The sequence below is a fragment of the Olleya sp. AS48 genome (assembly GCF_038900355.1).
Lineage (GTDB): Bacteria > Bacteroidota > Bacteroidia > Flavobacteriales > Flavobacteriaceae > Olleya.
This window is the reverse complement of the sequence record NZ_JBBMRD010000002.1, coordinates 350,668-373,799: the sequence shown is the minus strand read 5'-3', so window position 1 is coordinate 373,799 and position 23,132 is coordinate 350,668. Positions and strand designations below refer to the sequence as shown.

The window sequence follows — 23,132 nt, the reverse complement described above, 5'->3', positions numbered from 1 at the left end:
TTTTTTTATAGTTATTTTTTTAAAGCTTTTTTACTAAGTATTGTGCCATTACTTAATTCAATTTGTGCAATATAAGCAGTTGGATTAAGGTTTGTAAGGTTGTAAGTTTCGGTGTTATTTTCTCCTTTTAAATTGTATAACAATCTACCCAACATATCATAAATTTTTATAGATTTTATGGTCAGGTCTTTGTTGTTTAATGAAAACGTCACAGTATCATCCTGGTCTTCGTAAATAATTAAACTCTCAGATGTAATAAGTGTTTCGTTAACAGATAAACTAGGTTGGTTAAATACAATTTCAAATCTATTATTAAATTCACCTGCTTCTGTAGTAAATGAATAATCTCCTGCATTTAAATCTTGATAAGTGTTAGTAAGATTATCTTTTAAGTAAATCGTGTTGTTTGATAAAAATTCACCCTGAAACTGATTAATAGATATAGTATAAATTGTTGGTGTATTAATGTTATTGAAAAAACCTAGGTTTATAGTTTCGTTTAAATCTAAATCGCTTGGTGATTTACCTTGAATTGCTAATTTTTTTGCGTCACTTGGTAGTACTGAGTAAAATGAAAAATCTGCAATGGTTGCACCATTTTTTTTAGCATCGTAATATGCTCCATCATTGGCAGCAGTTGCACCAGGAACATAACCAATAACTGTTTGGTTAAACAAACCTGTATCTGTTGTCATATTTAACCATAATTTGTTATTTGTAATTGTAGCTGTAGCTGAATTTGTATTGGCTGCTCTAAAAAACTGAGTGTTATTATTTGTAACACGCATGGCATTATTAAAAGTAACAGTACCAGTTGTAGATGCAGGATTGTCTGAATATGTTACAAAAAAACCTTGACCAGAAGGTATGTGTCTAGTAGGTGTTATTCCGTCTCCACCAGCAAGTTCTGCTGTTCCATTAATTCTGGCATAGTCACTAAACGAAAAATTTAAGGCTTGATTACCATTAGCTGTACCATCAGGAGCTGTTGCATGTGACCATAAATATAATTCGCCATCAAGTTTACCATTGGTTGGATTAGATAGGTAATTGTTTTCGGCAAAAAATAAATCAACGTCAATAGCAGAAGGATACGGATTACCTATTAAATTCCAGTTGGTGTCATTTGTTTCGGTATCATTTCTCTGAACAGGAACAGTTATATTTCCATTATTTAAAGTACCTCTAAATGAATAGCTATAACTACCAGCTCCAAAAATGAAAGCGTCTTGAGAATGTGTAGCTGTATAACCAACTCCAGGAGTCATTAAATCGCTAGATCCTTTTAAAAACCAAACATCTCCATTGTCATCGATGTCATCTACTCCAGGACCATTAACTAAGGTGTTATCATTATTTGTTTCGTATTGTGAGTCTACAAAGTTTGCTGCATTAAATTCAAATCGTCTATATTGACTAGATTGAAACAAGGCGTTGCCAAAAGTTTCGTTAGCAACAGGAGAACTCCAATAGGTGTATTCATACCATTGATTAATAAAGGATGTATTTCTTTCTACTACAGCTGCATTATTTGTTGAAAAAAAGGAACTACCTGTATCATCATAAGTTGCAGAGTTGTCTACTTGTACAAAAGATCCTGTATTTTGAATAGCTATACGACCATTATTTGTTACATCTGTAATAATTTGGACATACTCGTTAGATGAAACGGTAAGATTAACTCCAGGATTTATAACTAGGCTACAAGCAGTAAAACTAGGTTGACCAACAGTACTAGTGTTGTAGTTGCTAGCCAAAATAGCAGTGGTAGATCTGTTTGGAGTTGTTGGTAGCCAATTTGTGCCATCCCAAGTTACAGTTGAGGTGCAATTTTGAGTTCCCCAAATCTCAATGTTATCTATAGCTATATCTTCATGATTTCCGTTTAATCGTATTCTAATACTTATGTCTAAAAGGTTACCAGTTCCAGTAATTGGTCTAGTATGTTGTGTAAAAGTATCTGTAATTGCTACACCATCACCAATACCGTCAAAATCAGTATCTATTAAAGGCGTTCTGTTTGCGCCAACATTATCATTTTCTATCCATAATAAATTAGAGTTGGTTCCACTATTATCAATTTCGTATGTAAATCTTACATTATCACCATTATCCCAATGTTCTGTTCTAGTTCCACCGTTAGTAGTTTGGTCGTCTTCCGCTAAGTGTACTCTAAATTCTAAGTTTGTATAATTACTTATGTCTATATTTTCAATAAACAGTCTAGCAGGTAAAGGTGCTCCTTCACCATCTGTGTCTTGTGCTGCAAAGTAAAAGCCTCCTTGTAAATTATTAAATAAGACTCCGTTTGTACCATGGTTAAAATCTGTTCCGTCTGTTCTTAAAAAGTAGTCGCGACCATTGTCTGTAAATTCGGTAATATTAGTCGTGTAGCCACCAGGAGTTTCAAAATTTAATTCGGCGATTTTAGTTTGTGATAAACAGAATGAAACGGTAAGTAAGCATACTATTAAATGTAAAGATTTAACTTGCATTGAGGGTTTTTTAAAAAGATTATAGCAAGTTAAATATAGTTTGTAAACTTTTTTAGAACAAAAAACTCCAACTTTATTAGTTGAAGTTCTTTTTTCTGTGATAAAGTGTAAGTTTTAATTACTGTTTGATAGCTTTTTTAGAAATTAATTGGCCATCACTTAATTGTATATGTGCGATGTAGGAAGCTTGACTTAGGTTTGAAAGGTTATAAGTTTCGGTATTAGAATTTCCTTTTAAATCATATAATAATCGACCTAAAACATCATATATTTTAATAGACTTTATGGTTAAGTTTTGACTTGTTAAGCTAAATGTTATATCGTTATTTTTGTTTTCGATTATCGAAATATTTTGTGTTACAATTGTTTCTTCGTCAATGGAAAGGCTTGAGTCTTTAAACACGATTTCAAACCTATCATTAAAGGTTCCTATCTCTGATGTGAAATTATAGTCGCTATTTGATAAGTTATGAAGACTTGACAATAAGTTGTCTTTTAAATAAACGGTATTGTTGGATAAAAAGTCTCCTTCTAGTTGTGCTATTGAAAACGTGTATACCGTTGCTGTTGCAATATTTGTATTAAATCCTACAGGTATTACTTCGTCTATAGTTAAGCTCTCTGGAGCTTTACCTTGTATGGCTAGCTTATCAGAATCACCAGGAACTGAAGTAAATATTTCGGCAGCATTATTATTATAAAGTGTTTTGTTAGCGTCATAGGATTTACTGTCTTTTCCGTCTGTTGCACCATTTACATAAGCTACTAGTATTTGATGAAACACACCTGTGTCTGAGGTTAGGTTTACCCAAAGTCTGTTGCTTAATGCATTGCTAGATCTAAAAAACTGGTCATTACTTGTGCCATCCGCAGTACGTAAACTATTATTAAACGTTACACTACTGTTAGCAACTCCTTGTACAAAAAAGGCTTGACCAGACGGTATATAGCTGGTTGGTATAATACCATCTCCTCCTGCTGTGTTACCACTTCCAGTTGTAATGATGGCATAATCACTACTATTAAAATTTGCGCCTTCATTTCCGCTTGCATTTGCATTTGCAGGTGTATTGTGTGACCATAAATAAGCGACACCTTGTATAGAAGCAGCGTTATTAGTTAAAAATGCATTAGCATCTATTGCAGATGGATAAGGGTTACCAATTAAATTCCAATCTTCATCTCCATTTGCTCCATTATAAGCAATTGGGCTAGTAATAATTCCGGTATTAAATGCGCCTTCAAAAGTGTAAGTGTATTGTGAACCGACAGAAAAACCAATTGGCGAATGCATAGATATGTATCCAACACCAGGAGTCATAACTGTACTTCCTGGTATTAATGCCCAATCATTTCCATCGTCATCAATTCCGTCTGGTCCAGGAGTAAAAGTATTAGTGTTATTGATTTCAGTTAGATTATCTAAAAAGTTAACAGCATTAAATACATAGCGTCGACTTGGGTTAGCAAAAGCTAAACCTTGTCCAATGGTAGTATTTTCAACTGGCGAACTCCAATAGGTGTATTCATAAATACTATTAAGTGGTGTGGTACGTTTGTTAACTAAGGATACTCCATCAGTATTTAGCGTAAATGCTGCTGCATCGTTGTTCTGAACAAAGTTTCCTTGTGTTTCGACATATAATTCTCCGTCAACAACAACGTCATTTTCAATTTCCACGTAAGTGTTATTATTTACGGTTAATCTAAATTCTGTTCCAGAAGGATTACTATTAATAGTTAAAGAGCATGCGCTAAAACTACCAAAGGTCGCAGTGTCATAACTATCGTTTATGATTACTTTGGTGTTTAAGTCTGGAGTGCCATTATTCCAAGCGCCTAAAGTCCAGGTTGTTGTGCCAATGTTTATACGTGCTGCATTTGTGGCAGTACTACAAGATACATCTTCAGTCACCTCGCAATAAAATTGATAACCTTGTAGGTCTGCTCCTGTGATTGACAACGTGGTTGAGGTTTCTCCAGTGACTGTTCCTGGAGCAAAAGATGAACTAACCACACTAGTCCACCCATTAGAAACTGTATCATTATAGTACCATTGATAGGTTAAAGTTCCTGAGTTTCCTGGTGTTGCTGCTGCTGTAAATACAATAGCGTCGTTACAATTATCTATATCTTGAGGTTGTAAAGTTATTGTAGGTGCATTGTTAAGAATCACAAAAGTACCTAAGCCACTTATGTCTCCTGAGGTTGCAGTCGTCCATTCTGTAGCATCAAATGCAGTATTTGGGCTAACAACGTCAGTGTTTCTTCTGTAGACATAACCTGGAGTACCAATTAGCGTGTCATGGAAGTCATCTACAACAACGCTTGTTGCTATTAAGGTAAGCTCAAGCCTATCGTCATCATTAAATCCTGCTGTAGAGCCTCCAAAGATAAAATCATGTGCGCTTCCTGTGTCTGTACTAACCTTTCCTACCAATACTTGACCATCAGCTATTGTACTTCCTGTTCCTGTGGTTGGGAATGTATAAGTGTGTGAAATGGTAGTGCTGGTTAATGTACCAAAACGATTAATTTCATACAAAGTTAAATCTACAGCAGCTCCTGTTCCGTTAAAAATTTCGATATAACCTAAGGCTCCTGATGAATTGTCATAGACTTCAGTCATCATTAATCCTGTTGTGTTACCACAGCTTCCTGAATTGTTAATTATTGTAAAAGGTGTACTTGCAGGACAGCCTAAATCATCTGTTATTTCAATAATTCCTGATGTTGCTCCTGTAGGAATAGTAACCTCCATTGTTGTAGCAGAAAGATTACTAACTGTGGCAGCCAGTCCACTAACAGTAGCTGTTGCTGTTGTTAAATTTGTACCTGTTACTGTTACAATGGTGTTTTCTGGACCAGATGTTGGTACTATTGTTATACTGCCTGGATTACACAATCCATTACCTTGTACTGTAAACGTAAAAGGATTCTCGTCTAAATCGTTATTAGTAATTGTAATGGTAGCTGTTCTAGTACCAGAAGCTAAAGGCGAAAATGTTATTTCAAAAATACCTGGTGGATTTTGACTTGGCGTAACTGTAAAAGGTGAAGGGTTTAAACTAATGGTAAAATCACCTGGATTAATTCCTCCAACAGTTATGTTGGCAATATCTAAATTAGCTGTTCCAATGTTTTGAATTCTGTAAGACTTGGTTTGAGAGTTTCCTATGTTTTGAGCAGCAAATAATGTGTAGTCTAAGCTGCTTGGTGTAACATCACCATTTGTAATATCTGGAAACGCTCCTAGATTACCTTCTACATTAATCTCTTGTTCTGGTGTAGTACCTGTACCTTGTAATAAAACAGTACAAGTCCCTTCATCTGCATCATTATTATTTATTGTAAGTGTAGCATTTTTAACACCTATGGTCGTAGGCGTAAATCTAACAGTTACAGTTTGCGTACTACCTGCTGTAACCGTAAAAGGTGTTGCAGGCGTGACAATACTAAAGCTAGTTGCGTCTGTACCACTTAACACTAAGGAAGCGATATCTAAATTTAAAGTACCATCATTGTCAATATCAAAAGTAATGTCTGTGTTAAATCCTGTGGCTTGTGATCCAAAAGCTATAGTGTAACCACAAGCTTGGTCAGTATTAGAGGCATCCACTAATTGTATTTCTGGCACAGAACATGGAGAAATTAAAGTGTTTGCTCCAGGTGAACCACCTGTTGCAACTTCTTGCCAGTTACTACCAGTATTAGAGTTATCTAGAGTAGCATCAATAACATGTAATGTTGAGCCATTACCATTTGCTCCATCAGTACTGTTGAACACTACTGAGTCAACAATAGATGTTCCATTTGCTGCGTATAGGACAATAGTCTCACTAGTATTATTAAGGTTATTTGAATTATTAGCCGAAGCACCTATACCATAATCTGGCGTGAATGGGCAATCATTATTAAATGATCCATCTCCATTACTACCTAATGATACCGTAATACATGTGCCAGCTGCAATACTTGTAGCAGCAGGAAAAGTAAACAATACACTTCCGTTATCTACAATATAGCTGCTTAAATCTTGTGCGATTCCAGACAAATTACATATTTCTATCCACTCATCATCACCACCAGAAGAGTTGTAAGATAATTCAGTAATAACAACATCTGCTAAAGGAGCTAAAACGTCTCCAGATAGCGCAACAGTTTTATCTGTTGCCAATGCACTTGTAGCTGTAATGTTACCAGAATACGTGTTAACTGTCAAACCAGAAATTAAGCGCGTGTAAATTGTGGTAGAAGCGACTGTGCCTGTTGTTGGAGCTAAACTTACTGTAGCTCCAAAACCAGCACCTGAAGTTGTTGAAATCTCAAAATTTGTAGGTGCAGTTAATACTAAATTGGAGGTTAGTAAAAAACCTTCAGCAGTAAACGTTTGCTCTACAGATGGACCTGCTCCAAGGGTATAATCTAATCCTGTTAAAGCTGTTGGATTTAATACAATTGTTGGTCCTGTAGGGATTCCCCAAATTTCAATATTGTCAATAGCGATGTCTTCATCTCCATTTTGAAGGTTATTAAATTCGATTTCAATATCTAACAAATTACCTGTTCCTGAAATAGTATTTGTAAATTGAGCAAATGCATCGGTAACAGCACTTCCGTTACCTGTTCCGTCAAAATTCGTATCTAATCTAGGTTCCGTGTTGGTTCCTCCAGCAGCTTCTATCCAAATTAGGTTTTCATTAGCTCCTGCATCTATTGAAGCGGTTATGTGCATGTATGAATTAGCATCCCAATCTTGATTACTGCCATCGTCATCTTCTGCAATATGGATTCTAAACTCTAAACTTGTAAATCCTGAAACATCAATATTATTAAGGTTAAGTGTTAGATTTGCTGGACCACCATCTCCATCTGTATCTTGCACACCAAAATAATAGTTACCCTGAATATTAGTAAAATTGATTGCTCCTCCGATGTTACTACCATCGGTTCTAGTAAAGTAGTCTGTGCCTCCATCTGTGAATTCTGGGACACTTGTTGAGTAGCCACCAGTATTTTCAAAATTTACTTCAGATATTTTTATCTGACCAAAAGTAAAAGTGACTGAAAATAGTAGTAGTAGAGCGAGTAGGAATTTTTTCATAATAAAGGGATTAGGGCAAGCAGCTAGTTAATGTGTTATAGTCAAATTGTTTCACAAAAATAATAACGTACCATCAAGTTAATCTTTAAAGTTTATTATTATAATGTTATTTTTAGCACATGAATGTAACTAATACTTTTACTGTAGACGAAGCTAAAAAAAAGCTAGAGCATTATTGTGCGTATCAAGAGCGTTGTCACCAAGAGGTTAGACAAAAACTAAAAAGTATGCATATGATACCTGAAGCAACAGATATTATAATTGTACACCTTATGGATCACAATTTTCTTAACGAAGAACGTTATGCTAAATCTTTTGTTCGAGGTAAGTTTAGAATCAAAAAATGGGGTCGTCGTAGACTTTTACTCGAATTAAAGAAAAAGGATATATCCAAATATAATGTAAATCAAGCATTTAGCGAAATTGACGAAGAGGAGTACATCGGAGTTTTTAATGATTTAGCCGAAAAAAAAGCTGAATCTTTAAGAGAAACCGATAAGTATAAGAAAAAAAAGAAGCTTATTGATTACTTATTGTATCGTGGTTGGGAGAGTCATTTGGTATATGATAAAGCCAATGAGCTGATAAAATAGAGTATAAAAAAAACCTTTTAATGTATAACACTAAAAGGTTTTTTATTATGATTAAGTTGTTTACTATAGGTTAAATACAGCACCAACATTTACGGTAAATTGATTATGAATTTTTTCAGCAGGAGTTAAAATATCCGAATTGTATTTGGCAAACGTTGTTCCAAATTCTGAAAATATTCCAAAACCACTAGAGAAAAAGTAACGCATTCCTAAATGTCCACCAAAGTTTTTTAAGCTTAAGCTAATACCAGGATATAAATCAAAATTATCACTAATGTTTAAAACGCTACCTAAGTTAGCATTAAAACGACCTTCAATCTCTACTCGATCTTCAAAATCTGCACTTAAACCATTGTTTAAGTTTAAAGCGTAACCCGTTACAACTCCAACAGATATGTTTTCGCCAAGACCATAGTCGTAAGTTACAGTAATACCGTTAACGTTATCCTGAAAGTTTGCTCCGATTTGTAATTTTTGATCGCCTTTTCCTTCAAAAGACTGAGCGTTTACTAATCCTACAGTTAGTAATACAGCTAATAAAAGTAATCCTCTTTTCATTTTAATTTGCTTTAAAGTTTTTGTTTGTATTAACAATGGCTTTATTGTTTTTCCAATTAATCCATTTTTGACCTTTAATACGTCGCATTAAGTTGTCAAAATTACGCATTATAAAGACATTGTATACTGCTTTACTTAAATTTTTTGGGTTTCTAGCTATTGCACGTAGACTCATGGAAAAACCTGGTGTTATATAGCGCATGTAATGCCAATAGCCTTCTGGCATGTATAAAACTTCACCATGGTTTAATTGACATTGCCAACCTTTAGCGTATTTTAAAGCAGGCCATTTTGCAAAATCTGGATTAGAAAAATCTATATCTTCTCGTGTAATTAAAGCAAATGGGACTTTATATAAATGCTTGTTTTGTTGTTGATCAAATAAAATAACTTGTTTTTCGCCTTCAAAATGAAAGTGAAAAATATTGGCTAAATCTATATCATAATGCATGAAGGTGTAGCTGTCGCGACCTCCAAAAAAAAGCATAGGTAATCCCTTCATTAGTCTTAAGCCAAAGTCTGGAAAGCTAAAATCCTTTTGAAGCTGAGGGACTTCTTTTAAAATATTCCATAAAAATATTCTAAATTTTGTTGGTTCGCGTTTAAGCAAATCAACATAGTCACTCATTTTCATTTTAGCGTGTGGCTCATTAAACCCATCTTTATGGTCAACAGGTCTGTCGTCATATAAAGGGACTGTTTTGTCTCCAGCAACTGTTTTAATATACTCTAAATTCCATTTAGAATATGCAGGCCAATCTGTTATAAACTGCTCAATAACAACAGGTTTTTGAGGCTTAAAATAGTTTTTAATAAATTCCTGTTTTGTTATTGTTTTAACTCTTGGTATGTCTTGAAGGTTTAAACTCAAATTATTAAAATTAGGGTTCAAAGTTAATAAAACGTTACCAAAAAAAGTAAAAATGTTTGTGTTACACTTTAGTTAAAGTTAAAACGCATACCAAATAACACGTTACTTGGAGGCATTGGTGTAAAGCCAGTTTCGATATAATCTGCGTCAAAAATATTACTTGCTGTAGCAGTAAATTCTATTTGTTTGATCGTTAAAATTAAAGAGGCATCCCAAACATTATAGGTTTGTCCTGTTGTGCGCTCAGCATGTTTATAGACTATGTTTTGTCTAACATTTTTAAATAATTGCGTGCTTAAGCGTGTTGTATAATGATGCTTTAAAGTGTTTAAAGAGTATCGTGATAATTCTTTATTTTGATCTAAAATATCATCTTCTAAAAAGGTGTATCCAATGGCTAAGGATTGATTATAATCTGAAATTTTAAAATTGTAAGAGGCATCTACTTCAAACCCTTTGGTGTTAACTTCTGCAATATTGGTCGCTGTATAAATAGTTTCAGTAGCATTAGGTCTTATAAAATCTATAAGATTTTTTGCATCTCTGTTAAATAGGGCTATCGTTCCGGAAAAATTATTAGTGTTGTATTTTATACCAAGCTCTTGTGCAAACGCTTCTTCAGGCTCTAAATTTGCATTTCCAGAGGTTCTGAAATCATTATAAAATAAGTCTGTATAGGTTGGGATACGGTAAGTATAACCAATGTTTCCGTAAAGCTTTATATTGTCGTTAACCTGATAACCAAGATCTAATCCAGGAAAGGCATGAAATTTAAAATCTGAAAAGTATGTTACTGCAATTCCTGGAGTGATATCTAGTTTATCCTCTAGTAATTTAAATTGGTGTTCTAAAAATAGGTTAGTCATAAATCGATTACGATTCCCTAAATTATTACTTCTAATATATATTTTAGAAACATCAACACCAAAACCAGTAACACCAGCTGTTGATGTATAAGATGCATTTACTTCTGCTCCCATTTTGTCAGTAATGTGAAGGTTTCTAAAAAATGAAGGATCCTCACGTTTTAGTAAAAATAAATCTTCGTTACGTTTCCAATAAATACGAGGTTTAATTTTAAGTTTTTCTGTATTAAAAGTTGTTGTAAATCCAATTAAACTGTTTTTAGTTTCTTCATATTCATTAAAAGCAGGATTGGTCGTGTAAAAGTTTTCTGCTCCAAATTTACGGTCAGAAAAAGTTGTAATCATCTCTATAGCTTGCGCTTTTTTGTTAAATACACTTTTTATGAAGTAGTTAGTATTGTCGTAGTCTGAGTTGTTTCGGTAACCTTCAGAGGTCATTTTACCAACGTGAATAATGTGTGACGAGTTGTCTAATTCTGTGCCAACAGTAACACCTGCATTTAATTGACCAAAAGAACCAGTTTCTAAATTTGCCGAAACCGAATTGTTTAAATTAGTTTTAGTTACAATATTTATTGCTCCAGTAAATGCATTTTGACCAAATACTCTAGCAGCAGGACCTTTTATAATCTCGATACGTTCAATAACCTCAATAGGTAAGGCTGCGTTCATGGTATGGTGACCAGTCTGTGCATCGTCCATTTTTATACCATCAATTAATAATAGGGTTTGGTCAAAACCACCACCTCTAATATATAAATCGGCTTGACTACCAGCAGTCCCACGACGTCTTATGTCTACTCCTGCAACTTGTTGTAATAGATCTGCAACATTGGTTGCTGCACTGTTTTTTATGTCTGAAGACGAAATAACAGTAATAGTTCTGGAGTTTTCCTTAAAAGGAAGCTCAATTCTAGAGGATGTAATTATAACCGAGTCTAATTGCTGTTGTTGCTCTAAATCTTGAGCATAAGATGTTAAAGATAATAACCCAATTAAAGTAAATAAATAAGTAAATTTCATAATAAAATGTATTCGCATTTTTTGCGATGCAAAATTCGTAACTTTCCGGATCACTAAAGTAGTCCAGTTTTAAAACAATGAGTAGTCCGGTTGAAGATATATTACAAACGTTAATTCATTTTGAAAAATCGCCAAACACTCCGATTTATATTCAGATAGCACAACAAATGATAAATGCTATCCAACGTGGTTATTTACAAGAAGGAACAGCATTACCAGGAACTCGAAAATTTAGTAACTTATTTAGTATAAATAGAAACACTGCTGTTGCGGTTTATGACGAGCTTGCCTCACAAGGTTGGGTGGATATTGTAGCTAATAAAGGCACCTTTGTGCTAATGCCAGAACGTAAGACTGCTGCCATAAAAGGCGTTTTACAAGGTGTGGAGCAATTAAAAACGTATCCAGAAACAGCAGGATTTCCGTTTCAATCGTCTTTTAATTTAGCTTCAACCGAAGAGTTTTCTGTTAGTAATTATGTGATTAACGATGGGCAACCTGATTTAAGATTGCATCCAACGCATCAATTTTCTAAATGGTATAGTGCTTCCATGAAGCGCTCCTCCTTAATATCTAAATGGAATCAAACCCAAGAACAATCCTACACAACTTTTAATATTCAGTTGTGTAACTATCTAAACGCGACGCGAGGTTTTTATATCAAGCCTAATAATATTGTAAGTACACGTAGTACAGAAATGAGTTTATATATCATTTCTCAACTATTAATACAGCACAAAGATGTTGTGCTTGTTGGTAATTTAAGTCATTATAAATCTAATATGATTTTTCAGCAAGCAGGTGCAAATTTAATTACTATTCCTGTAGATGCACATGGTATTGATGTGGATTTTATCGAAAAAAACTTTACTAAAAACAGTATTAGATGTGTGTATGTATGTGCACATAGACAATATCCAACAACAGTGACATTGACAGCAGAGCGACGTTTAAAATTATTGCAATTAGCTAAAGCTTATAATTTTGCTATAATTGAAGATGATTTTGATTACGACTTTCAGTTTGAAGGATCAGCAATGTTACCTATGGCTAGTGCAGATGTAGAAGGTGTAGTTATATACTTAGGGCGTTTAGGGCAGTCTTTTTTTCCTAGTTTTCAAATCGGGTTTGTAGTGGCTCCAGAAAATATTATAAATGAAGCTAAAAATTACCTACAAATTCTGGACAAACAAGGGGATTTTATTCAGAAGCAAATCCTGACAGAATTAATATCTGAAGGCGAAATACATAGGTTAATTAAAAAAAACATAACTATTTACAAGCAACGACGTGATTATTTATGTGCTTGTTTAAAGACTCATTTTAAAGATAATGCCACTTGGCAAGTTCCTACAGGAGGTTTAGCGGTTTGGATAAATTTTAAGCCTAGTATATCACTTATAAAATTAGCTGAAAAAGCAAAAACGCACGATTTATTTTTGCCAAAAACCATATTGTATCAAAGCAAAACAGTTTGTGCTATACGTTTGGGTTTTGGGCATTTAAACGAAACTGAAATTGAGCAAGTAGTTACGATATTAAAAACTAGTTGTGATGCTATAAAGGCATAGTTTTTTATTAAATCTGTTGTTACTTAATATCAAATTCCGTGTTACAATTAGCACATCGGTATTTATCTTTAGAGTAGAAGGGAAGTGTACCAGAGATAAACCCGAATATAAATGCGAAAAAAGATTTTAAACTTGTAATTGTAGAAAACAATTGTACTTCTGTACTATTACAATTTGGACAGTGTATTGCTTTGCCTTCATCATCAACCGAGTATTTATTAATACTTTCTAAAATATGTTGCGCTTGCATAGCATCTGTAGATAAAACTTTTAATTTAACACCACCTATTGCATTGCTAACCAAAGGGTCTGTGTCAATTGTAATATTGTCACTTAAAAAGACTTCAATACCTTCAGACTCTAATCGTCCCTTTATTATTTGGGCTTCTGATGAGTACTGAAATTTAGCTATAGTTTTAAAGGTTTGAGACATAGACTATTGATTTGATGTTTTTGTTAAATATACGATGTGTTGTTTCATTTTTAAAATAAAATTAAAGTAAAGAATAAACCATTTTATAAATATTATTATTGTTTTTCGATAATTTTATTATATTTGTTATTGTTAAACGATAATAAAAATATTTTAAATATGAGAAAAATAAGAATATTACATTGGTTTATAATAGCGTTGATAGTGATTTATTGTGTTGTTTTTTTATCCAATATCTATCTAGTGGTTTACACTCCTGACTTTATGAATTTTTCAGAGGAATTTTATCAAAAGTTTATATTTGGATACTATACGCAGTTTGTTGGTTCAGCAATTTCAGTTGTAACTTTTATTGCTTTATTTTTCTTAGAAAGAGGGTTAAAAGACACTGTTAAAAAAGGATTTTTTAATAATAACAATGTTATAAAATTTAAAAGAACAGGTCAGCTTTTCATGGTTTCAGGTAGTCTAAGCTTAATTTGGAGCATAACATTGTTGATTTATTCTAATGGTATGACTCTTTTTTCTGGATTAAGTTCAAGTGCACTTTTAATATTAGTAGGCTTTGGTTTGATAATTCTAACTGATTTTATCAACAATGGAAACCAATTACAACAAGAAAATAATTTAACTATATAATTATGAAAAAAATAAAAGTTTTACATTGGTTTTTAGTCATTTTAATAGTGCTCTTTACAATAGGGTTATTAACAAATTTTTATGTTTTTAAGCATTTTGAAAGATCACAATATTTTATTTTTCTGATAGCATCTGTTTTTTCGACATTAATTGTCTTAGGTCTATTTTTTATGCAGCGCGCTTTGTTTCAAATAATAAAAAATGGATATTTTAATACTATTGTCGGAGTTAATTTTAAAAGATCTGGTTTGTGCTTTTTGCTTAGTGGTTTTGGTAGTGCTGCTTTCAATATATTTACATTTAATAAAGATGGTTTTCCAAACAGTGAAGTCTTGGTTTTAAATCTAATTACCTATTTTCTCTTAATAATGATTGGTTTAGGCCTTTTTGTAATATTAGAATTTATTGAAAATGGAAATGTTTTAAAACAAGAAAACGACCTAACCATATAGCTTATGCCTATAATAGTAAATTTGGACATAATGCTAGAAAAGCGAAACATGAAGAGTAACGAGTTGGCTGAAATTGTTGGTATAACCACAGCTAATCTATCCATACTTAAAACAGGTAAAGCTAAAGCCATACGTTTTTCTACTTTGGAGGCTATTTGCAAAGCATTAGACTGTCAACCTGCGGATATACTAGAGTATGTAGAAGACTAATTATATAGTTGACCTACAATTAGATAGTTACGATCAATAAAACTTTAACATTTCACAAAGTTTTAGTTTACAATAATTCAAACATTTTACTTAATTTTACACATATGTTTGCATTAGTAGATTGTAATAATTTCTATGCCTCCTGCGAGCGTGTTTTTAACCCTAATTTAATAGGCAAGCCAGTCGCTATTTTAAGTAATAACGATGGTTGTGTTATCGCACGTAGTGATGAGGCTAAAGCGTTAGGTTTGCCAATGGGAGCACCAATTTTTAAATGGGAATCCTTTTGCAAAGCTAATAACGTTACCGTTTTATCCTCAAATTATCCTTTATATGGTGATATGAGTAGTCGTGTTATGTCTATTTTAAAGCAATATTCACCAGATATTGAAGTGTATAGTATAGACGAATCCTTTTTATACTTTAAAGGATTTGATAATTTCGATTTTACCAAGTATGGATTAGAGATAAAATCACGAATTTTAAAATGGACAGGTATACCAACATGTGTCGGTATTGCACCAACTAAAGCTTTAAGTAAAGTAGCTAATAAAATTGCTAGAAAGTATCCGGATCAAACTAAAGGTGTTTACGTTATAGATGGTGATGAAAGGCGTCTTAAAGCTTTAAAATGGCTGCCTATTGAAGATGTTTGGGGATTGGGAAGGCAGTTGTCTAAGCAATTATTGACAAAAGATTGCAATACTGCTTACGATTTTACACAATTATCTGATGTTTGGGTTCAAAAAAACTTTTCGGTTGTGGAGTCTAAATTAAAACGAGATTTACAAGGGATTCCAACTTTAAAGTTGGACGAAATAGTTACCCAAAAAAAGATGATTGCAACTACACGTAGCTTTGATTATAGTTATTCGGATATAGAATATATTAAAGAACGTGTTGCGACCTTTGCAGTTAGTTGTGCCGAAAAATTAAGAAAACAAGGCTCTAGTTGTTATGTAATAATAGTAATGTTAAAAAGTGACAAGCATAAAAAAGAATTAGAACAACATCGCATTAGTACAAGTGTAAATTTGACGTATCCCACTAACTCGTCTTTAATTATAAGTAATTGTGCCATCAGTGCATTAATGTCTATCTTTAAAAAAGGAATACAGTACAAAAAAGCAGGTGTTAGTGTTACAGGATTAGTGCCAATGGATAATCATCAATTACATTTGTTTGATCAAGAAAATCCAAAACATGAACCACTAATGAAGTCTATTGATAGCATAAATGCTAAGTACAAAAATAATAAAGTAAAAATAGCAAATCAAGATTTAAAGCATACCTGGAAAATGCGCCAAGATAGACTATCACCAAAATACACAACCAATATAAACGATATTATAGTCGTTAAATAGTATAGTTAAAAATAATACCTTAGTAAACAAAACTATGATTACACATAAATCAGGAAGCTTAACCTTCTTTACGCCAGATGCTGTAGACGATGCAGCTGGACAATTTTTTGATACTGGAATTTCGGCAGGTTTTCCTTCTCCTGCAGAGGATTTTAAAGAGCATCGTCTATCATTAGACGAAGAGCTTGTAAAAAATAAAGAGGCTACCTTTTATGCTAAAGTAAGTGGTCAATCTATGATTGGAGCTGGATTAGATGATAACGATTTATTAGTGATTGATCGTAGTTTAGAACCTTCTAACAATAAAATTGCAGTTTGTTTTTTAGATGGTGAATTTACTGTAAAACGCTTAAGAGTCTCTAAAGATGAAGTGTGGTTGCAACCAGAGAATCCTAATTATCCAATTATTAAAATTACAGAGGATAATAATTTTTTAATTTGGGGAATAGTTACAAATGTGATTAAAAAGGTATAATTTTTATATTAGGTATAAAACAAAAAAAACGCGAAACATATGTTTCGCGTTTTTTATTATTATTTAATAATATTAGTCAGCCAATATTATTACTTTGTTTCCATTCATTTCAAGTGTACCAGAGTTTATTTTTAATAAAGTTGTGTTTTTATCACCTGTTGTAAAGCGATCTGCTACTTCTTTATCTAGTACAATATTACCAGCTATTTTAACGGTTCCTTCTTTTAATAAAGACACCACTGGTGCGTGATTGTTTAACATCTCAAAGTCACCATTTACTCCAGGAACAGTAACGCTAGTTACCTCTCCTTTAAATAATGTTGCTTCTGGTGATACAATTTCTAAATGCATGTTTTTAATTTTTTAGATTAAGCTTCAGCAAGCATTTTTTCTCCTGCTTCGATAGCTTCTTCAATAGATCCTTTAAGGTTAAATGCTGCTTCTGGTAAGTGGTCTAAACCTCCATCCATAATCATATTAAATCCTTTAATAGTTTCTTTAATGTCTACTAAAACACCTTTAAGACCTGTAAACTGCTCAGCTACGTGGAATGGTTGAGATAAGAAACGTTGTACACGTCTTGCTCTACCTACAGCCATTTTATCCTCTTCAGATAATTCCTCCATACCTAAAATGGCGATAATATCTTGTAATTCTTTATAACGTTGTAATAACTCTTTAACACGTTGTGCACAGTTGTAGTGCTCATCACCTAAAATATCTGCTGTTAAAATTCTAGAAGTAGAATCTAATGGATCTACTGCTGGATAAATACCAAGCTCTGCAATTTTACGAGATAATACTGTTGTAGCATCTAAGTGAGCAAACGTTGTTGCTGGTGCAGGATCCGTTAAATCATCCGCAGGTACATATACCGCTTGTACAGATGTAATAGAACCTCTTTTAGTAGAAGTAATACGCTCTTGCATTGCACCCATTTCAGTTGCTAATGTTGGTTGGTAACCTACCGCAGAAGGCATACGACCTAATAATGCAGATACCTCAGAACCAGCTTGTGTAAAACGGAAGATATTATCAACGAAGAAAAGTACATCCTTTCCTTGTCCTTCTCCAGCTCCATCACGGAAGTATTCTGCTATTGTTAATCCTGAAAGTGCTACACGAGCACGAGCTCCAGGTGGCTCATTCATTTGTCCAAATACGAAAGTAGCCTTAGACTCTTTCATTATATTTTTATCCACTTTTTGAAGATCCCATCCGCCTTCTTCCATAGAATGCATAAAGTCATCACCATACTTGATAATTCCTGACTCTAACATCTCACGAAGTAAATCGTTACCTTCACGTGTTCTTTCTCCAACTCCTGCAAAAACAGATAATCCACCGTGTCCTTTTGCAATATTGTTAATCAACTCTTGGATCAATACTGTTTTTCCAACTCCTGCACCACCAAATAATCCAATTTTACCTCCTTTTGCGTAAGGCTCAATTAAGTCAATTACTTTAATACCTGTAAATAATACTTCAGTAGATGTTGATAAATCTTCAAATTTTGGAGCAGATCTGTGTATTGGTAAACCTGCATCTCCTGCTTTAGGTAGTTCTCCTAAACCATCAATTGCATCTCCAATCACGTTAAATAGACGTCCGTAAACATCTCCACCAATTGGCATTTGTATTGGAGCACCAGTAGCAATAACTTCTGTTCCTCTACTAAGACCATCTGAAGAATCCATAGCGATTGTACGTACAGTGTCCTCTCCAATGTGAGATTGTACTTCTAATACTAATTTTGAACCATCAGCCTTGATAATTTCTAATGAATCGTAAATTTTTGGTAGTTCAGAACCAGCAGCGAATTCTACATCGATAACTGGACCTACTATTTGAGCAACTTTACCTGTAACTTTTGACATTACTTATCTATTTAATATTATGGTATTTAATTGAAAGAAAACACCTTCTGTTTTCGCGTGCAAAGATAGGTGTTTTAATTTAAAAAAAAAGGAGGATTTCCTTTTTTATCTATAAAAAAACACCTGCTATCTTAACACAGAATAACAGGTGTTTATAATTTATATAATTTTTGTTTTTATTGTAGTGCTGGAGAATATGTTACACCAAAGTCTTCTGCTTTAGCAACATTACCTGAAGCTACAAAGTTTGATCCGTAAGTTGCATCTATAGCTTCTAAAAATTTATTAGCCATTAATGCGTAGCCTCTTGCTGTTAAATGCACACCATCTAAACTTACTAAACCACCAGTAACTAGACTTGTTGATAAGTTGTAATCATCAAATTCTACTCCCATTACAGAGGCTTGACTTAAAATAGCATTTAAATCTACTAAAGCTAGACCTTTAGAGTTTGCCACACTTGCAATAGTTGCGTTGTATGCATCTGTTGCAGTTTTGATTTCAGCTTGTTCTGATGGTAATACTACCCATTTATCTGCTAAAGGTAAACTAACACCTTCTACAGAGAATTGTCCTGCTAAGGCTTGTGGTAAGCCCTGTCCCATTAAAGTTGCTACATTGGCAGTATTAACTGTTCCTATAATTGAAGAGCTAGGTAATACTAATAAATCAGCTTCAGTAGCCTGTCTTGATTGTCCATAAGTAGCACCTAATAAATTTGCTACTAATGGTGCTGCGGAAGCAGGTAAACCAAATTGTGCTATAAATCCTGGGAAGGTTGGACTTGCATTTAATTGTTGAATAATAATTGCTGAAATATCTGCTAAGCTCTCATCATGGATAACTACTGGACTTGCAGATGTTTCAGAAAACACAATTGCTCTAGCTGGATCTACCGCATTAAATATTGGATTTAAAGCTCCAAAAATAGAGTTTAATAATGGTATTTGTGGTCCAAAGCTAGGGTTTGTAGGATCTAGTGGATTATACGGTACGGTTGTAAAGTGTGGTAAGTCGGTAATGTATGGCACATTAGTTACAACTCCGTTAGGACAAACAGCTGTTAATTGATTAACCATATCAGTAAAAACTACATCAAAAGTTGCAGTAGGTGTGATAGGGTCTGATCCATCTCCACCTGTAGTTGCATATCCTAAAACATCGTTACCACCAATTTCAGACAGTGTAAAAAATGTTGGGTTTTGTGCAATTGCATATTCTAACATTGAAATTGTTGAACTTGTAGCCATACGACCAAAGTAAGGGTTTGCAGTAGCGTATCCATTAAAATCTATATGTGTACTTTTAGCTCCAGGAACACCTACATTAGTAAAGATGCTACCATCTGCAGCTAAACTAGTTGTAATATCTGTTGTTGGTGTAGCAGGTAAAACTTGTGGTCCAGAACCATTAAAAAATAATCTTGGATTAGCAACAACTGTTGATCCAAATACAAGACCTCCAATATTATCATTCATTAATGGTAGCGTTATAGCAGTACCATTTACCTTAACAAATTGTTTAGATAATGTGTTTGGAAATGAATTTTCCTGAGCTGCCTTAAATAAAGCGCCATCAGTGTATCCAGAAGTAAATGATGCGCCTAAAGCTACGTATTTTGAAAAATCTACAGAACCATTAGTTAGTGTTGGTAATACAACACCTGTGTCTGGTTGTACATCTAAAAACTCTTCATAATCTGATTCATCATTACAAGATGTGAAGCCAATTGCAATAGCAATAAGTCCAATGTATTTTATGTTTTTTAAAGTCTTCATTATTATTAGTTATTAATAGTTATTGATGCATAATACATAGATCCAATAAATCCTGTACCAAAAGCAGTAAAGTACTCGTTACCTGTAAGGTTTGTAGCTCCTACTTTTATAACTGATTTTATGCTAGGTACTTCATAATTAATTTGTGCATCTAATACATGAAATTCTGGTACTATACCATTTCCAAATGTTGCTTCCCAGAAATAATCATCACTAAACCTATATGCGATGTTAAATCCAAAGTTTTCAAATAAATCTGTATGACCAAAAGTTGCTTTAAATTTGTGTTCTGGTGTATTAAAGCTAGTTTGGAAATCTGGGTTAGCAGCTTGATCAAAATCTTGTTTTGTAAAAGTATAACTTCCTCCTAGGTCAAATCCATTTAGTACTTTAGTAGAAAGTCCAATAGATGCTCCATAAGAGTTAACATCTGCATCAGAGTTTGTGTAAGCACTATAAGCTTGATAATCTCCATTAGCAATTGCTTGAGCAGAAAGTCCTCCATCACCAAGTCCTCCATTGCTTACGGTTCCGTAAAAAGGAGCTATTACAACTTCTTGAGAAATAAAGTCTTCGTATTTGTTGTAATAAGCACTAATATCTACTATTACACTTTCGTATTTACCTCTATAACCAACTTCAAGAGAAGTTACTTTTTCCGGTTTAATAATTTCAGGGTTAGCAACTGTTAATAAAGCTGGGTTTCCTGCAGCAGCAAAAGCTGTAACAGAACTTGCTGAATATGAGTTGTTGTATGCAGCTGCACCTGTTTGAGTAACTGTACTAGGTTGTCCAAACATGGTTTGACCTTCAAAACTAACATTAAAATCTCTAGTATATCTATTTAAGTTATCAGGAGCAGAACCTACTAAAATTGCTCTACCAGCATCTAATCCAATAAATAAATCTTGAGTTGTTGGGTTTCTAAATCCAGTTTGTACAGAAGCTCTAATATTATGATTTCTGTTTAATGTTAAACCTGCAGATAATCGTGGAGAGAAGAAACCATCAAATAATTCTGATTTGTCATAACGACCTGATAAAGTTAATTTAAGCTCCATTTCTTCTGATAATTCAATGTCTTTCTGTATTTGAGAATATACTCCAAATTCAGAATATTCAATTGGGCTTTGACCATCAGTGTATATTGTACCACCAGAATTTAGTGTGTATTTTCTATAAGAACCACCAACTTGTATATCTGCTATATCTACTAAGTGGCTAAAGTTATAGTTTGCATCACTGTGAAAATATTTTGAAGCATCTTGAAATTTAGACCCTGTAGCTAAATTTGGATCATTTATACTTTTGTTAAATGCATTTTTAAATTGTGGTGATCCTGGTTCGTATCTTCCTGTGTCTGCTGCTGCTCTTGCTGCATCATGTTTTTGTTGATCAGTTAATCCTAATGGGTTACCACCAAGTTCAATCCCAGCATAAGTCGCTATATAATCTCCAAACCAATCTTCGTCACTTTTCCAAGCTCTGTTAACATTAATTCCTGTAAATACCATGTCATAAGAATCTCCTGCTTTGTCAGACACTTCATAAGCTCTAACAAAAAAGTTGTCGTTTCTTACTTCTAGTTTGTGTTGTTGTTGGAAAAAACCATCAATATTATATCTGTTTGTTCCTTGATAAATAGTGGTACCTGTTCCTACTTTACCAACATATGAAAACTCTAAACTGTTACCTTCAATTGGACGGTAATATAAACCCCAATCTGCTTTTACGCTTTCTGCATTGTATGGTGTTAAGTCTCTTTCGTTATAACCTGTTCTACTTACTACAACATCTGGTATAACGCCTAATCCTGATGCAGCTCTAATATTAGTTGAAACTTCATCTCCATAGACATTTATTCCGTCATAGTTTGTGTTTGATCTTGTTCTAGTTGGGTCAAGTTTATCAACTTCACTAGTCGCTTGCCAATCTGTACCTTTTAAGTAACCAAAGTTAATTTTTGCAGCAAATTTATCGCTAAACTTATGCGCCATTCTTACACTTAAATCGGTGTACGGATTATCTCCTGCAGCTTCTTGAGATGTTATACCTCTTTTAAAAGAAGCACTAATACCTTCATGATCAAATGGGTTTTTACTTCTCATAAATAAAATACCATTAAATGCGTTTGCACCATATAAGGCAGATGATGCACCAGGTAATAATTCAACACTTAAAACATCAGTTTCTGTCATACCTACTAAGTTACCAATAGGGAAGTTTAAAGCAGGAGTAGAGTTGTCCATACCATCAACTAATTGCATAAATCGTGTATTAGCAAAAGTTGCAAAACCACGCGTATTTACAGATTTGAAGGTTAAACTGTTAGTGTTAACATCTACACCTTTTAGGTTTTCTAAACCATCATAAAAATCTGCAGATGCAGTGTTTTTAATTTCTTTTAATCCAAATCGCTCTACAGTAACTGGAGATTCAAAAATACGTTCTGGAGTTCTAGACGCAGAAATTACTACTTCGTCTAACGCTGTACCTTCATTAAGGACAACATTAATAATTTGTTTATTAGTTGTTACTTCAACATCTTTAGAAGCAAAACCTACACTACTTATTTGTATAGTGAAAGGTGGATTTTGATCAGTCGTTAACGAAAAGTTACCATCAAAATCAGTTGCTGTTCCTACTGATGTGCCAGTAATAATAATGTTTGCACTAGGAATTGGTTGTTGACTTACATCATCTACTACTGTTCCTGTGATCGTTGTTTGCGAAAAAGTTAGTCCGCAAAAGCACAAAAATACAATTGAAAGGATTGTTCTCATTTTTTAGATTTAGTTAATTTATAATGCCAATATACGTTTT

Annotated in this window: 17 protein-coding genes; 7 read left to right on the top strand and 10 right to left on the bottom strand. The window is 33.5% G+C overall.

Features of this window, described 5'->3' with window-relative positions:
• Window positions 1–11: 11 nt before the first annotated feature.
• Together WNY60_RS04675 and WNY60_RS04670 are read right to left on the bottom strand one after the other, a co-directional pair.
• Window positions 12–2,495 carry a T9SS type A sorting domain-containing protein gene (locus WNY60_RS04675; protein ID WP_342861649.1) on the bottom strand — a complete coding sequence of 828 codons (2,484 nt, stop codon included), beginning with the start codon at window positions 2,493–2,495 and terminating at the stop codon, window positions 12–14.
• A 118-nt stretch (window positions 2,496–2,613) separates the two neighbouring features.
• Window positions 2,614–7,599 carry a choice-of-anchor D domain-containing protein gene (locus tag WNY60_RS04670; RefSeq protein WP_342861648.1) on the bottom strand — a complete coding sequence of 1,662 codons (4,986 nt, stop codon included), beginning with the start codon at window positions 7,597–7,599 and terminating at the stop codon, window positions 2,614–2,616.
• Between the two features lie 119 nt (window positions 7,600–7,718).
• Here WNY60_RS04670 and WNY60_RS04665 point away from each other — a divergent pair, with 119 nt between their 5' ends.
• Window positions 7,719–8,192, top strand: a complete 474-nt coding sequence (locus WNY60_RS04665) for a regulatory protein RecX (protein WP_145005552.1) — start codon at window positions 7,719–7,721, stop codon at window positions 8,190–8,192.
• A gap of 63 nt (window positions 8,193–8,255) precedes the next feature.
• Here WNY60_RS04665 and WNY60_RS04660 read toward each other — a convergent pair whose 3' ends face one another.
• From WNY60_RS04660 to WNY60_RS04650, 3 genes are all read right to left on the bottom strand, one after another.
• Window positions 8,256–8,750, bottom strand: a complete 495-nt coding sequence (locus tag WNY60_RS04660) for a DUF6646 family protein (RefSeq protein ID WP_145005555.1) — start codon at window positions 8,748–8,750, stop codon at window positions 8,256–8,258.
• A gap of 1 nt (window position 8,751) precedes the next feature.
• Window positions 8,752–9,621 (bottom strand): cupin-like domain-containing protein, encoded by an 870-nt coding sequence (locus tag WNY60_RS04655; RefSeq protein WP_145005559.1) that lies wholly within the window; start codon window positions 9,619–9,621, stop codon window positions 8,752–8,754.
• Between the two features lie 68 nt (window positions 9,622–9,689).
• On the bottom strand, window positions 9,690–11,510 hold the full coding sequence (locus tag WNY60_RS04650; RefSeq protein ID WP_342861646.1) for a TonB-dependent receptor: 1,821 nt from the start codon (window positions 11,508–11,510) through the stop codon (window positions 9,690–9,692).
• A gap of 77 nt (window positions 11,511–11,587) precedes the next feature.
• On the opposite strand from WNY60_RS04650, the gene WNY60_RS04645 reads away from it, so the two are divergent.
• On the top strand, window positions 11,588–13,081 hold the full coding sequence (locus WNY60_RS04645) for a PLP-dependent aminotransferase family protein (protein ID WP_342861645.1): 1,494 nt from the start codon (window positions 11,588–11,590) through the stop codon (window positions 13,079–13,081).
• Between the two features lie 19 nt (window positions 13,082–13,100).
• Here WNY60_RS04645 and WNY60_RS04640 read toward each other — a convergent pair whose 3' ends face one another.
• Window positions 13,101–13,514: a DUF2007 domain-containing protein gene (locus WNY60_RS04640; protein ID WP_145005565.1), complete on the bottom strand. Its 414-nt coding sequence runs from the start codon at window positions 13,512–13,514 to the stop codon at window positions 13,101–13,103.
• Window positions 13,515–13,673: 159 nt separating this feature from the next.
• Here WNY60_RS04640 and WNY60_RS04635 point away from each other — a divergent pair, with 159 nt between their 5' ends.
• From WNY60_RS04635 to umuD, 5 genes are all read left to right on the top strand, one after another.
• A complete protein-coding gene (locus tag WNY60_RS04635; protein WP_342861644.1) occupies window positions 13,674–14,153 on the top strand; it encodes a hypothetical protein in 480 nt (159 codons plus the stop codon).
• A gap of 2 nt (window positions 14,154–14,155) precedes the next feature.
• Window positions 14,156–14,605, top strand: coding sequence for a hypothetical protein (locus WNY60_RS04630; protein WP_342861643.1), 450 nt, complete (start codon window positions 14,156–14,158; stop codon window positions 14,603–14,605).
• Between the two features lie 3 nt (window positions 14,606–14,608).
• Window positions 14,609–14,815 carry a helix-turn-helix transcriptional regulator gene (locus tag WNY60_RS04625; protein WP_342861642.1) on the top strand — a complete coding sequence of 69 codons (207 nt, stop codon included), beginning with the start codon at window positions 14,609–14,611 and terminating at the stop codon, window positions 14,813–14,815.
• Window positions 14,816–14,919: 104 nt separating this feature from the next.
• Window positions 14,920–16,179, top strand: coding sequence for a Y-family DNA polymerase (locus tag WNY60_RS04620; RefSeq protein ID WP_342861641.1), 1,260 nt, complete (start codon window positions 14,920–14,922; stop codon window positions 16,177–16,179).
• A 34-nt stretch (window positions 16,180–16,213) separates the two neighbouring features.
• Window positions 16,214–16,654: a translesion error-prone DNA polymerase V autoproteolytic subunit gene (gene umuD, locus WNY60_RS04615; RefSeq protein WP_342861640.1), complete on the top strand. Its 441-nt coding sequence runs from the start codon at window positions 16,214–16,216 to the stop codon at window positions 16,652–16,654.
• A gap of 72 nt (window positions 16,655–16,726) precedes the next feature.
• Here the strand turns inward: umuD and WNY60_RS04610 are convergent, their stop codons facing one another.
• From WNY60_RS04610 to WNY60_RS04595, 4 genes are all read right to left on the bottom strand, one after another.
• On the bottom strand, window positions 16,727–17,005 hold the full coding sequence (locus WNY60_RS04610; RefSeq protein WP_099568195.1) for a F0F1 ATP synthase subunit epsilon: 279 nt from the start codon (window positions 17,003–17,005) through the stop codon (window positions 16,727–16,729).
• A 17-nt stretch (window positions 17,006–17,022) separates the two neighbouring features.
• The gene (atpD, locus tag WNY60_RS04605; RefSeq protein ID WP_145005583.1) at window positions 17,023–18,531 is read right to left on the bottom strand and encodes a F0F1 ATP synthase subunit beta; all 1,509 of its coding nucleotides are present in this window, start codon (window positions 18,529–18,531) and stop codon (window positions 17,023–17,025) included.
• A gap of 176 nt (window positions 18,532–18,707) precedes the next feature.
• Window positions 18,708–20,309 (bottom strand): G-D-S-L family lipolytic protein, encoded by a 1,602-nt coding sequence (locus WNY60_RS04600; protein ID WP_342861639.1) that lies wholly within the window; start codon window positions 20,307–20,309, stop codon window positions 18,708–18,710.
• Between the two features lie 5 nt (window positions 20,310–20,314).
• Window positions 20,315–23,092: a TonB-dependent receptor gene (locus WNY60_RS04595; RefSeq protein WP_342861638.1), complete on the bottom strand. Its 2,778-nt coding sequence runs from the start codon at window positions 23,090–23,092 to the stop codon at window positions 20,315–20,317.
• Between the last annotated feature and the right edge of the window lie 40 nt (window positions 23,093–23,132).